This is a genomic window from Amylibacter marinus (assembly GCF_030160015.1).
Taxonomy (GTDB): domain Bacteria; phylum Pseudomonadota; class Alphaproteobacteria; order Rhodobacterales; family Rhodobacteraceae; genus Amylibacter; species Amylibacter marinus.
Genome location: NZ_BSNN01000008.1, coordinates 47,561 through 60,223, shown reverse-complemented (window position 1 = coordinate 60,223; position 12,663 = coordinate 47,561). Strand labels below are relative to the sequence as shown.

15 protein-coding genes are annotated in these 12,663 nt (G+C 51.8%); 9 read left to right on the top strand and 6 right to left on the bottom strand.

Annotated elements, in window-relative coordinates; translation table 11 throughout:
- Positions 1 to 93 precede the first annotated feature (93 nt).
- Entirely contained in the window at positions 94 to 738 is a 645-nt protein-coding gene (gene gmk / locus QQL62_RS11740) for a guanylate kinase (RefSeq protein ID WP_284379414.1), read from the top strand.
- The gene (locus QQL62_RS11735) at positions 735 to 1,268 is read left to right on the top strand and encodes a gamma carbonic anhydrase family protein (RefSeq protein WP_284379411.1); all 534 of its coding nucleotides are present in this window, start codon (positions 735 to 737) and stop codon (positions 1,266 to 1,268) included. Before gmk ends, QQL62_RS11735 begins: the two co-directional genes overlap by 4 nt.
- On the opposite strand, the gene QQL62_RS11730 is transcribed toward QQL62_RS11735, so the two are convergent.
- Positions 1,237 to 1,857: a histidine phosphotransferase family protein gene (locus QQL62_RS11730; protein WP_284379408.1), complete on the bottom strand. Its 621-nt coding sequence runs from the start codon at positions 1,855 to 1,857 to the stop codon at positions 1,237 to 1,239. The genes QQL62_RS11735 and QQL62_RS11730 overlap by 32 nt on opposite strands.
- A gap of 23 nt (positions 1,858 to 1,880) precedes the next feature.
- Here QQL62_RS11730 and QQL62_RS11725 point away from each other — a divergent pair, with 23 nt between their 5' ends.
- The 3 genes from QQL62_RS11725 to olsA all read left to right on the top strand — a co-directional run bounded on the left by QQL62_RS11725 (position 1,881) and on the right by olsA (position 3,709).
- Entirely contained in the window at positions 1,881 to 2,060 is a 180-nt protein-coding gene (locus tag QQL62_RS11725; protein WP_284379405.1) for a DUF3553 domain-containing protein, read from the top strand.
- Positions 2,061 to 2,134: 74 nt separating this feature from the next.
- The gene (locus QQL62_RS11720; RefSeq protein ID WP_284379403.1) at positions 2,135 to 2,908 is read left to right on the top strand and encodes a GNAT family N-acetyltransferase; all 774 of its coding nucleotides are present in this window, start codon (positions 2,135 to 2,137) and stop codon (positions 2,906 to 2,908) included.
- Positions 2,909 to 3,709, top strand: coding sequence for a lyso-ornithine lipid O-acyltransferase (gene olsA, locus QQL62_RS11715; protein WP_489146094.1), 801 nt, complete (start codon positions 2,909 to 2,911; stop codon positions 3,707 to 3,709).
- On the opposite strand, the gene QQL62_RS11710 is transcribed toward olsA, so the two are convergent.
- On the bottom strand, positions 3,699 to 4,325 hold the full coding sequence (locus QQL62_RS11710) for a thiamine phosphate synthase (protein WP_284379399.1): 627 nt from the start codon (positions 4,323 to 4,325) through the stop codon (positions 3,699 to 3,701). The two genes, olsA and QQL62_RS11710, sit on opposite strands and share 11 nt — an antisense overlap.
- 234 nt (positions 4,326 to 4,559) lie before the next feature.
- Here QQL62_RS11710 and QQL62_RS11705 point away from each other — a divergent pair, with 234 nt between their 5' ends.
- A complete protein-coding gene (locus tag QQL62_RS11705; RefSeq protein ID WP_284379397.1) occupies positions 4,560 to 5,603 on the top strand; it encodes a fatty acid desaturase in 1,044 nt (347 codons plus the stop codon).
- Positions 5,604 to 5,614: 11 nt separating this feature from the next.
- Here the strand turns inward: QQL62_RS11705 and cobS are convergent, their stop codons facing one another.
- Complete coding sequence (cobS, locus tag QQL62_RS11700) at positions 5,615 to 6,379, bottom strand: adenosylcobinamide-GDP ribazoletransferase (protein ID WP_284379394.1); 765 nt, start codon at positions 6,377 to 6,379, stop codon at positions 5,615 to 5,617.
- Positions 6,380 to 6,470: 91 nt separating this feature from the next.
- Here cobS and cobT point away from each other — a divergent pair, with 91 nt between their 5' ends.
- Both cobT and QQL62_RS11690 read left to right on the top strand, forming a co-directional pair.
- Positions 6,471 to 7,493, top strand: a complete 1,023-nt coding sequence (gene cobT / locus QQL62_RS11695; RefSeq protein ID WP_284379391.1) for a nicotinate-nucleotide--dimethylbenzimidazole phosphoribosyltransferase — start codon at positions 6,471 to 6,473, stop codon at positions 7,491 to 7,493.
- A gap of 52 nt (positions 7,494 to 7,545) precedes the next feature.
- The gene (locus tag QQL62_RS11690; protein WP_284379385.1) at positions 7,546 to 8,727 is read left to right on the top strand and encodes an MFS transporter; all 1,182 of its coding nucleotides are present in this window, start codon (positions 7,546 to 7,548) and stop codon (positions 8,725 to 8,727) included.
- Here the strand turns inward: QQL62_RS11690 and QQL62_RS11685 are convergent.
- Genes QQL62_RS11685 through QQL62_RS11675 form a run of 3 tightly spaced genes read right to left on the bottom strand, consistent with a single transcriptional unit; the run spans position 8,724 to position 11,503 of the window.
- Positions 8,724 to 9,398, bottom strand: coding sequence for a GntR family transcriptional regulator (locus QQL62_RS11685; RefSeq protein WP_284379383.1), 675 nt, complete (start codon positions 9,396 to 9,398; stop codon positions 8,724 to 8,726). The genes QQL62_RS11690 and QQL62_RS11685 overlap by 4 nt on opposite strands.
- A gap of 3 nt (positions 9,399 to 9,401) precedes the next feature.
- Positions 9,402 to 10,418 (bottom strand): Gfo/Idh/MocA family protein, encoded by a 1,017-nt coding sequence (locus QQL62_RS11680; RefSeq protein ID WP_284379382.1) that lies wholly within the window; start codon positions 10,416 to 10,418, stop codon positions 9,402 to 9,404.
- On the bottom strand, positions 10,415 to 11,503 hold the full coding sequence (locus QQL62_RS11675; protein ID WP_284379381.1) for an isocitrate/isopropylmalate dehydrogenase family protein: 1,089 nt from the start codon (positions 11,501 to 11,503) through the stop codon (positions 10,415 to 10,417). The genes QQL62_RS11680 and QQL62_RS11675 overlap by 4 nt, the downstream gene beginning before the upstream one ends.
- Positions 11,504 to 11,639: 136 nt before the next feature.
- Here QQL62_RS11675 and QQL62_RS11670 point away from each other — a divergent pair, with 136 nt between their 5' ends.
- A complete protein-coding gene (locus QQL62_RS11670; RefSeq protein ID WP_284379380.1) occupies positions 11,640 to 12,632 on the top strand; it encodes a TRAP transporter substrate-binding protein in 993 nt (330 codons plus the stop codon).
- Positions 12,633 to 12,663: the final 31 nt, after the last annotated feature.

Genomic DNA, 12,663 nt, shown 5'->3' with positions numbered 1-12,663 from the left:
TCCGCCGATGTGCCTCAGAGCTTTTTCGGGATTTGGCTTGAATTATCGGGGTAATTCGATCAAATGAGTTGCAAATTACACTCGGAGTTCTCTATGTCCAGCAGTCGCCGCGGATTACTTATCATTTTGTCTTCGCCCTCGGGCGCTGGAAAATCGACCCTGTCGCGCATGTTGTTGGAATGGGATCCGTCCTTGCGGTTCTCGGTATCTGCTACCACGCGATCCGCGCGCCCGGGCGAAATAGAGGGGCGCGAATATTATTTCAAAACACCGGCCGAATTCCAAGAGATAGTGGATCGGGGCGGGATGCTGGAACACGCACAGGTTTTTGGTAATAGCTATGGATCACCGATGGAGCCGGTTGAACAGGCGGTATCGCATGGGATAGATGTGGTTTTTGATGTGGATTGGCAAGGCGGCGAGCAAATCCGGAATTCCGCCATGGCTAAGGATGTGGTTTCTATCTTTATCCTCCCTCCATCAATCGCGGAATTAGAACGCCGCCTTGTGGCGCGTGGGCAGGATGCGAATGATGTTGTGGCCTATCGGATGGAAAAGTCCAAAGATGAAATCAGCCACTGGAAAGAATATGAGTATCTGATTGTAAATGACGATCTACAGCGGTCATTCAAGACACTGAAGTCGATCCTGATCGCTGAGCGCACCAAACGCTTGCGGCGCAATGATTTACATCAACATGTAGAGAAACTGGATAGCGAATTTGAGGCCTTAAAATGACACTTTATGCATTGGATGGGCTTGCGCCGACGTTGCCAGAAAATCAGGATTATTGGATTGCCCCCAGTGCCACGGTTCTGGGGAATGTACAGCTGGAACAAGGCGTTTCGATTTGGTTTGGATCCGTTCTGCGCGGGGATAACGAACCGATTACTCTAGGCGCTGGCAGCAATGTGCAAGAAAACTGTACCTTTCACACCGATCCTGGTTTTCCGTTGCGTCTTGGACGGAACTGTACTGTTGGGCATGGGGCGATCGTGCATGGGGCTCAGGTGGGGGATAACTCTCTGATCGGCATGGGGGCTGTGGTTCTAAACGGTGCAAAAATCGGCAAAAATTGCCTAATTGGAGCAGGTGCTATGATCACAGAAGGCAAGGAAATCCCCGATGGATCCTTGGTTTTGGGATCCCCGGGCAAGGTTGCTCGCGCATTATCGGAATCGGAGATTGCCGGGCTTACTCAAAGCGCATTGATCTATCAGGCCAATTATCGCCGCTTTAAGAAGGGATTGACTCCGTTAGGAGAATAGAAACCTCGGTTTCGTGAAATTCGACCGCCAATTGCGCGCCAGTGTATTCTAGGTACTCGCGGGCAATTGCAAAATGAATATCGGCCGCCGATATATCTGAATCGGCGCCCATTTCCAGATGATCCCACAGGGTGTTAACGCGTTGAATACGCGCCCCCCGAGCGCGGACACGCCATTTGCCATCCATGTGCGCTGCTGAAATGTCCCCTCCGCGCGGTAGGGCATTCTCACAGCATTGAATGATCAAAAACAACATCTTGATTTGTTCGCGCGGGTGTTCGCCGGTGATGTTTAATTTCACGCGGCATCGCCCAGACAAAAACATATCCTCTACCAACGTGTGAACCTGGGCGCTGCTCATGGCTTGACTATGTGCAGGCCCAAAGGCCACGCGGAAAAAGTTCACCCGTGCATTGGCGTTTTTGACGCTATCGCACAGCAACATGTACTCTTCGCTCATAGGGGTTCCAGACAGCTCCATTAGCTCTAAACCGTTATTAATAGCGCCCAGAGGATTGACCAAATCATGGCAAATCCGAGAGGTGATTAACGATGCAATGTCAGAATTTTTAGTGTATGATTGTGTCATGAAGCAATCCAAGGTCTAGAGCAGTGAATGAATTTTTAACCCCCGGCGATTTGGTTCGAAACCCTCAACGCCAGGACTGGGGGCTGGGCCAAGTGCAATCTGTTATCGCAGGTAAAATAACGGTGAACTTTGAAGAAATGGGCAAGGTTGTCATTGTCGGGGCCGAGGTCTCATTGGTTTTGGTAAATGATACACAACCCTAGCGGGAAGACAAATTGTTTTTCCGAACATCCAAGGTAGCAGAACGCTAGGATATGACTTTTAATAAACGGTTAATATGAAACTACAACAATCCCAGTACAGTGTGAAAATAGCGCAATCCGTCGAGGAAATATCTGCGGCACAGCGCCTGCGATACCGTGTGTTTGTGGCAGAGAAAGGCGCGCAGGTCGGCCAAGATGCCCATGCGGCAGAGATCGAGATTGATGCCTACGATCAATACTACCAGCACCTGATATTGATCGATTCCACCTGTCCTGATCCGCGAAAGAATGTGGTGGGGGCCTATCGTTTGATCACCGACCAACAGGCGCGAAATGGTGCGGGGTTTTATGGAAGATCTGAGTATGATCTTCAAAAACTAACTGGTTCTGGGCGCCGGTTGCTAGAGGTGGGGCGCTCGTGTATTGCGCGCGAACATCGCGGGGGCATTGCGCTGTTCCTTATTTGGCAGGCGCTCACCAGATTTGTTATGGAAAATGAAATTGATGTTCTGTTTGGGGTAGCGTCTTTCTCGGGGATCGAGCCAAGGGACTATGCGCAGGCCTTATCTTATTTGCATCACTATCATTTGGCACCAGATGACTTACGGGTACAGGCCATCGGTGAAAACGCGGTCGCGATGGATATGGTCGAAAAACACCAAATAGACCGCCTAAAGGCCCTTGGGCAAATTCCGCCTCTGATTAAATCATATCTGCGCTTGGGCGGATTTGTGGGGCAGGGGGCATTTGTCGATACGGCCTTTAATACATTGGATGTCTGCCTGTTACTGGATGTTCAGCGTATGAACCCAAAACAAAGACAGCTGTATTCGCAGGGGGTGCGGTAGATGCATTCATGGGGGAATAGTGAAGGTACGGAAATGCGCCGCCCCACGGCCCTTGGCTGGGTGGCCCTTGGGCTGCGGGTCGTTGCTATGGCGGTGGTAATCTTTGGGCTTTTTGGCCCGATGTTTCTGGCCCGTAGGCTGGGTGCGCGCAATCTAGCGCAATCCATCGTTAGGGTTGCCTGTCGGATCTCTGTAGGGATCATCGGCCTTAGGGTGTCTTGTCGTGGTGCGCCCATGCAACATGCTGGTGCGGTGGTAGCAAATCATGGGTCTTGGATTGATATTCTAACGTTGAATGCGGTTCAGAAAATCTATTTCGTTTCAAAAGACGAGGTCGAGGGCTGGCCACTTGTGGGTGCATTGGCGCGGGGGATTGGCACGGTTTTCATTCGGCGCAAGCGCACCGATGCTGCCCTTCAAAAGCAGGTTTTCTTGGATCGAATATCTTCGGGGGATCGACTGTTGTTTTTCCCAGAGGGCACCAGCACCGATGGCAAGCGGGTTCTGCCATTTAAGCCCACGCTGTTTGCCGCTTTTTTCGAACCAGAGCTGGCAGCCCTTACGTGGATTCAACCGGTAACCGTGAACTATCTGTCGCCGCGCGGTCAGCGCGATGATTTCTATGGTTGGTGGGGGGATATGGATTTCGTCGAGGCCTTTGTTATGGTTGTCGGCAGTCTGCGCCAAGGTCGCGTCGAAATCATCTTCCACGCTCCGCTAAAGGTCACAGATTTCAAGGATCGCAAGGCGCTTGCCCAACAGGCGGAAACCATCGTGCGCCAAGACTTAACTACCCGTTAAGGCGCTCTGAAAACTGCGCCAATAGCGCCGGCGCATCGTCACCTGCCTGCCAAATTTCTTCGCCTAAGGCAAAGAAATCCGCAACAGGAGCTAGCTGCTCTACAGCGCTAAGCGTTAGCCCCCCCTCGGCGATGACAGGTAATTCGACGAATTCTGACCACCAATGAAAGGTTTCGTATTCTGCAATCTGACCATCATTTAGGTTATTTGCAATCACAGGGCCAAAGCAGATGTAATCAGCCCCAGCTTCGCCCGCGTTCATCCCAGTGTGTTTTGAAACCCCACAATGTGCGCCAACAATCGCTTCGGTGCCCAATTCGGCGCGAATATCGCGTATAGATTTTGCGCCATCAACACGGTGCACACCATCCAGACCCAATGGCTCTACCAAGCGATAGTGGTCGTTGATTACCACCGAAATATCGCGCGCATGACCAACCTCGCGCAGGGCATCTGCATGTTTACTGATACTGGTTTCATCATTGCTGATTAAACCTAATCGCAGACATGATATATCGGCCTGATCCAGCAGCAATGGCAGGGTTGTTGTATAAAACGACAGCTCCGCCACCTGCGGTGTGATCAAATAGATTTGCGGATTAAGGTCTTCGCTCATTTTAGCACCACTTTATTTTCTGCGGGTTTAGCGTGGCATGGAACGAAGGTCAAAGACCTTTGTGCCGATAATATTCAAGAATTTGGGCCAAAAACTTGGTGTTTTATCAACTCTTCCGTTGCGTCAGACCGCATTAAGTGAAAAACAGGAGCGCAGAAATACCGGCAGGCTAATCCCTCGTCGGGCCGCACATGTTAGCAGCGCGGTGAATGAATGAAGCAAGGTGGGAGCAATATGAACAAAGTTTTCGAAACCAGCGATGACGCAGATCGGGTTAGATCCGCGCGTGAATGGATTAAGGTTCTAGCGACCTATCGTACGCCCTCTTATGGCCGTAGTATTTTTGAGCTTTGTGTCACAATCTTTCCGTTTGTAGCGCTGTGGGCCTTGGCATGGTGGGCTTTGTCGGTATCCTATTGGCTAACACTGGCAATTTCAGTGGTTATCGGCGGGCTAATTGTGCGCCTGTTTGCCATCCAACATGATTGTGGCCACGCATCGTTCTTTGAAAACCGCCAAGTCGCAGACTGGGTCGGGCGTGCTTTGGGTATTTTGACCGTTACCCCCTATGATGTTTGGCGTCGCTCACATGCTATCCACCACTCTGCATCCGGCAATCTAGAACGTCAGGGCATGGGCGACATCCACACGCTGACAGTGCGGGAATACCGCGAATTATCTGGGCGTGATCAATGGTTGTACCGTCTGTATCGTAGCCCTTTCGTACTGTTTATTCTTGCGCCCAGCTATCTGTTCCTGTTGCAAAACCGCCTACCGATTGGATTTATGGGTGCGGGTATCAAATATTGGACCAGCGCTATGGGTACGAATGCATTGATCGCCGCGATTTTGGGCACCATATATTACTTTGGCGGGCTAGAGCCTCTGTTGCTGATCTTCTTGCCCAGCACCATCATCGCTGCGTCCTTGGGTGTTTGGCTGTTTTATGTTCAGCACCAGTTCGAAGATACCCATTGGGATCGTGAAGAAGATTGGGATATCCACGAAGCGGCCCTAGAGGGCAGCTCTCACTACGTTCTTCCTGGTGTTCTCAATTGGTTTAGCGCGAATATTGCCATTCATCATGTGCACCACCTCTATGCGCGCATTCCGTTTTACCGCCTGCCTGATATCCTGCGTGACCATCCCGTTCTAGCAGAGGCTCAGCGCCTAACGATCAAAGAGAGCATCCAAGGTGTTAAGCTGAACCTATGGGACGAGGCAGAACGCCGCTTGGTGACCTATAAACAGGCCAAGGCAACCATTGCGGCCGAATAATGCAAGTGGCCCTATAACATGAAAATACATAAAAATGCGCCTAATTCGGCGCATTTTTGACTGGCTCCCAGCACATCTCCCGTTTGGCCGCCAATTTTTTTATCGGCCAAGGCAAACAATCCGCCCGCGGCAATCAGGGCCGCGGTGCAAATAAAAATACCCTGCCAGCCAAAACAGATCACCGCTATAATTATGCTTAGTCCTGTGGCCAATTGTACGGATTGCGCGCTGGGCATTCCCACGCTGGCTGACATGCCATTTGCGCGCGCATTGGGTATGATCCACATCCCCAGTACCATCGGTAGACGGCTAATCGCGCCAAGCCCGATAAACAACGCAAAAATATTTTCTTGCATTAACTGTGCAACCGCGGACCACTGCGCCAGCGAAAAACCAATTAGGGCCAACATGCCATAGGCACCAATAGCGCTGTCTTTCATGATCTCAAGACGCCGCTCTGTGCTATTCCCCCCCCAGAACCCATCGGCGCAATCGGCCAAGCCATCCTCGTGCAATGCGCCACTGGTCGCGATTAAGACCAAAATACAAATCGCCGCGCAGAACTCAACTGGTACGGATGACGCCAGCAATGCATAACCAAACACTGCTGCGATCGCCCCAATTCCAGCGCCCACCAATGGATAGGCCCAGACAGCCTTATTGGCGCGCAGACCCGCGCGGGTATGATCTACCGGCACTGGCAGACGGGTTAATATGCTAAATGCCGCCCAAATGTCATGGAGTTCAAAGAGCGGTTCTGAAATTTCGTCGTTCACTGGGTAATCATTTCGTTTTTAGGATTTCACCTTTTACTAAATGGCGATATGACATTGCAAGACTATCCTTAACCTACATCGGGGTGCCAAAATGAACTCTTCTCTCTTTAATTCGCTGGCGGAATTTGCCGATATTTTGGGCAGGCAACCCAATGCTGATGCGGATGTTGCTCTGGCTGCCAAAGAGCGAAACGAGCAATTGACCAAACCGCCGGGGGCTCTTGGCAGGCTAGAGGATCTAGCAATTTGGTTTGCCTCTTGGCGCCGCGTTGCTGCGCCGCGGATTACCAATCCTCAGGTGGTGGTTTTCGCTGGCAATCATGGGGTTACTGCACAGGGGGTTTCAGCCTTTCCAGCGGATGTAACCGCACAGATGGTTGCGAATTTCCGTCATGGCGGTGCCGCGATCAATCAGCTTTGCCAAGAATTCGGTGCAAGTATAAGCGCCATTGATTTGAACCTAGATACTCCAACGGGTGACTTCACCAAAGGCCCCGCCATGAGCGAGGCTGATTGTATTTACGCGATTCAGACCGGTTGGCAGGCTGTGAATCCAGAGGCTGATGTTTTTGTTGCTGGTGAGATGGGTATCGGCAATACCACCTCTGCTGCGGCAATTGCCTTGGCGCTGTATGGAGGTGTGGGCAACGATTGGGTCGGAGCAGGTACTGGGGTAGACGCCGCAGGTCTTGCAACCAAGGCCCAAGTGGTGGAGGCGGGGCTAGAGGCAAATCCATCCGCCAGACAAAATGGCCTAGAGGCCCTACGCTGTTTAGGTGGGCGAGAATTGGCGGCCATTGTCGGCGCAATCGCTGCCGCGCGCGCCCATTCTATTCCAGTGATTTTGGATGGGTTTATCTGCTGTGCGGCCGCGGCATGTTTGCAACACAGTGCTCAGAACTCTCTTGATCACTGTGTTGCAGGGCACCAATCCAATGAACAGGCCCATGCAGCGTTGTTGGCCCAGCTCGGCAAGGAACCAATGTTAAACCTAGGACTAAGGTTGGGCGAAGGATCGGGTGCAGCCCTTGCTCTGGGGGTTCTGCGCGGCGCAATTGCCTGTCATTCCGGCATGGCAACATTTGCCGAGGCTGGTGTCTCTGAAGGCGCATAGATGACCAACCTCGCAGGCCAGTTCACCTTTGCCAAGCTATGGCACTCTGGCCATGGGTGATGGGCGCGCGCGCGCAATTTTTCTAGTCGGCCTTCTGTGGCTTGCGGGAATTGGTGCGGCGTTGCAGTTTGCGAAAATCGCTGTTCCTTTCGAGAGCTATCGCGCCCTCTATCCCGATGTTGGGGCAGGGTTGGGGTGGCTGCTGTCTATCATCAGCCTGATTGGAATATTTTTTGGCTTAACGGCCGGGGTATTTGCCGCGCAATTCGGGTATCAGCGCCTGTTGGTCATTGGTCTGGTCATTGGCGCGGTTACCTCGATTTGCCAATCCCTGTTACCTAGTTTTGGCATTATGATCCTGTTGCGTCTGCTCGAAGGGGTGTCACACTTGATCGTTGTGGTGGTCGCCCCCACATTGATGGCACAGATTAGCCCTGCTTCAATACGCCATGTTACCATGACCCTCTGGAGCACGTTTTTCGGTGTAGCATTTGCGCTGATGGCGTGGCTGGGATTACCCCTTGTACAGGAGTTTGGTCTTGGCATGGTATTGTTTGGGCATGGGGTATTTATGGCGGGGCTTGCTCTGGTGGTGTTTTTTGGGTTTCGCAATTTGGATCTGAAGATCAAGCGCCCCAATACCCCCATGACCCAAAAGGCAATCTGGGCAGATCACAAAGTAGCCTATCAGCAAACCCGTATTTTTGGGCCGGGGATCGGTTGGCTGTTCTATGCCGCTACATTTGTGGCCTTGTTGGCGCTAATGCCAAGGCTGTTGATAGGGCAAGATACCTCTTTCATTGTGTTGCTGATGCCACTTCTAACGATTGCGGTGGCGTTGGGGGTGGTTTCTGTCCTGCTGTTGTTTATGCGTGCGGTACAGGTTGCGGCAGTGGGGTTTGCAATATCCGCTGCAGTGATGGGAATGGCTTTTCTGGGGGGAGATGTGCAGGCGGTGTTGATCGCGGTCTTTGCATGTCTTGGCTTGGTTCAAGGCGCGAGTTTTGCGGCGGTGTCCGAGCTGAACCAAAGTGCGCATCACCGTGCACTGTCAAATGGCACTATGGCGCAAATGGGGAATTTGGGGACTCCTGTTTTGTTGTTTGTATTAGAGCGGATGGGGGACGAGGGCGTTTTTGCGGTAGTAATTCTGTTATACGGTGCTGGCGCATTGACCCATTTGCGCCTATCTGCGCGCACTAGAAATCCAAAACGGAGCGACAGCCAAAGCTAAAAATGCCTAAGGCCTAGCTGTTCTAACAGACCGGTGATCAATTGACGGGCGCTATCGCGATGTTGCCAGTGTATCTGATGTGCGGCGGTGGCATCGCCGCGTGCTATCGCTTGGAAAAGGGCACTGTGATCCTTGCTGGATTGATGAGGCATTGGGCGTATTTTCAAAGTCATTGCGCGCGCGCGCCGCACCTGATCGTTAAAGTTCTCGACAATACTTGCGATGCGACGGTTGCCGCCAAGACGCACCAATTCGCTATGAAACGCTTCGTCTGCATTCGCCCATGCTTGGAGATCCTCTTCGGCTAATGCTGTTTCCATATCTGTTACGGTTTTTGCCAGCATCTCTAGGTCTTTGGGGCCATAATTTTTACGCGCGGCACTGGCGGCGGATAGGCTCTCTAGCTCTGTAAGAACTTCGTATATCTCATGCATGTCATCAGCGGATAGCGTTAGTATGCGTACCCCTTTTCTGGGGCGCACTTCCAGCAAACCTTGGGAGGCAAGGATCAAGGTCGCATCGCGCACGGGGGTGCGTGACATGCCTAGTCTCGCGGCCAATTCTGCCTCTAGGTGATCTGTGCCGGCCGCCAGCTCGCCTGAGAAAATCAAACACCTTAATTCCTGAACTGCTTTCTGGGAATTGGATTGAGATTTTACAGAAGAGGTCACGTGTTATAGCTCCAGTTTTTTGCCTTCTAAAGCAGATGTATAGATAGCATTTTCAATTTCGATGACCCGCAGATACTCTTGCGCGGGGTTCTCTAATTCAGTTCCATCTAACAGACCCGAAACCACATGATTTTGCAAGCCAAAGACACAATCCCCCGCAAAGCCCGCATAGCTGAGCGGTGCCAGTATTTGCTGGGCTTTGGTCGTGCCAAATTTTCGCAATTCTAGAGATCCATCCCCCGCTAGGGAGAGTGTGCCTTGGGTACCCTCTAGCAGGGCCTCGCCAAAGGTTAGGCGGTGGTTATCCGATTGATGGTCCAAGTGACGATTGCCATCAAAGCAAGAGCGCGCCCCCGATGTGTGATCCATCAAAATAATCCCAGCATCTTCGCCGCTAATCACCGGGTTCAGTCTGCGCAAATCCGCATAGACGGTGGTGGCATCGCCCAACAGATAGCGAAAGGTGTCTACCCAATGCACCGCCGTTTCATGTACCAAGAAGCGGGGCATTTTTTGAAAATATGGTTGGCGTTCCAGATAGGCATCAGGGCCTTGTCCATCGCCCGTGCGCATTCGAAATGTCATCTGTTGAATATCCCCAAGGGTGCCCGCATCTATGTGCTGACGCATCATCCGATACCATGGCTGAAACCGAAAATTCTCATGGATTAAGATGGTCGCACCATGGTTTTGTGCGAGGGCAATGGCCTCTTTGGCCTCGGCCAAATCTTGACAGAATGGCTTCTGGCAAATGATGGTTTTAATACCTCCATGAATAGCCACCCGAATTGCCGCTAGATGGGTCTCTGGGGGGGTAATGATATCCAATAAATCTGGTTTGGTCGCCTCAACCATGCTCTGGACATCGCCAAAGGCAGCAATGCCGGTCGCCGCGGCCTTGGCGATGTTTCGATTGGCGGCGCCAACCAATTCTACGCGCGCAATCCGCGCCCAAGCCTCGTAATGAAACTGACTAAAATATCCAGCCCCCAAACAGGCCACGCGTAGTCTTACAGTCATAGACTTTCCAATATATGCTCAAGGACCGCCGCACAGGCCTGTTCCGTATTTGCAGAACCGCCCAGATCGCGCGTGGTATATACGCCGCGCGCGACCACCGCCTCGACTGCCAGACGCAAAAGCGTTCCATCGCCAACCATGGTGGGCTGATTGTGATTGATTCCCAGCCACTCTAGCATCATCGCTGCAGATAAAACCATGGCAAAGGGATTAGCGATGCCTTGGCCTGCGATATCTGGGGCAGACCCATGGCAGGGCTGGAAAACCGCGGCAGTATCGCCAATATCTGCCGAAGGTGCCAATCCAAGTCCGCCCATTAAGCCAGCCCCAAGATCCGACAGGATATCACCAAACATATTTTCCGTGACCAGCACATCAAAGGATTCTGGCTTTTCTACCATCCACAGGGCGGTCGCATCAACATAGGCGTGATCTGCGATCAGCTCGGGATATCGGGCGGCCTCCTCATCAAAAATAGCACGAAAGAAGGCAAAGGCGCGGAACACATTGGCCTTATCAACACAGGTAACCCGGCCTTGGCCTCGACCTGATTTTTGCCGTAGTCTGGCTAACTCAAATGAAAACTTAAACAGCTTTTCAGAGGTTTCGCGGCTGATTTGTAATGTTTCGCGGGCAACTGTATCGCTGACCTCGCCAGAGCCTTGGGAATGGAATAGCCCTTCTGTGCTTTCCCGAATCAATATGAAATCAACCTCGGCTTCTGATTTCAGGGGGGTGCGCTGACCCCTTGAAATACGCACAGGACGCACCCCCGCATAAAGATTCAGCTCCTTGCGCAGATCAATCTGCGGAGAAATTTCGGTACCATCTTCATAGCGCACGGATGGTAATCCCATGGCCGACAACAGAATAGCATCAGAATCTTTGGCGGTTTGTAGTGATGCCTCTGGTAGCGATTCCCCAGTTGTGGCGTAGTGCGCGGCCCCCGCAGGAACCGTATTGAATTCAAAGGTATAGTCAGAACGAAGTTGTGAAAATTTCTTCAGAATCGCAACCGTGGGGGCCATAATTTCTGGGCCAATACCATCTCCTTCGAAGACTGCGATCTTAAATTTTTGTGTCATAGGGTTCCCTAGCTTGGTGAATTGTTCCCCTGAAGCGCGGTGTTGCGATTTGGGGATAATGAGTTTGTTGACAGTGTCTTTTTTAATGTATACGTTAAAAAATGCAATAACAAATTGAAGACCATGGGAGGTCATTATGAAAACACCACTAATTAAATTGTTGGCAACAGTCGCAATCGCGTCGCTGGGCACCACTGCCGCGCTGGCCGATGTTTTGAAATTCAGCCATACCGATAATCCAGGTGGGTCTCGTCAAGCCGCAGCGGAAATATTTGCAGAAAAGGTAGCTGAGTATACCAATGGTCGCCATGAGGTGCGTATATTCCCCGCAGGGCAACTGGCCAATGATCCAAAGGCGATCGAACAATTGCAATTGGGCGGCATCGATTTTACGGTTTCCGCTACTGGATCATATGCAACGCACCTGCCATCCCTGAATCTAACCGCAATGCCATTTTTGGTTGATACATTCGAGCAGGGCTGGGAGTTGTATGATAAATCCGCATGGTTGCAGGGTGAATTTGACAAGCTACCCGCAAAAGGATTTCGCGTTCTATCTACATGGGAGGCGGGATTTCGCAGCTATACCACGGGTATGGAGCTAAACTCTCCTGCAGATGCCGAGGGCCGCAAAATGCGGGTTTACCCAAATGATATGATCCGCTGGACAATGGAGGCCATCGGCTTTCAAACTGTGGTCATGCCGATCACCGACGTTTATCTGGCTATCCAACAAGGCACAGTGGATGGGCAGGAAAACCCCGTTGATACCATCAAATCACTACGCTTTTACGAAGTTGCCCCCAATATCACCCTAACGCGCCACGTTTACAGCCCGCTGCCTCTAACTGTTGCTGAGGCAACATGGCAATCGTTCTCTGCCGAGGATAAGGCCGCAATATCGAAGGCCGCCGCGGAATCCGCAGCCTTTAGTCGCGATTTGGTAAAGGGGTCGGTCGAAAGCCAGCTAGCGGAAATGACCGCCGCTGGTGCCAAGGTGAATACACCGGTAATTGGCCCGTTTCGCGATGCCGTAGCCAGCGTTTATGACAAGGCGCGCGATGTCTATGGCAGCGAAGCCGTTGATGGCATTTTGGCTGATGCCAAGGCAATTCGCGACGCAAAATAATAAAATGTTGGTCGGGGCATTTGCCCCGATC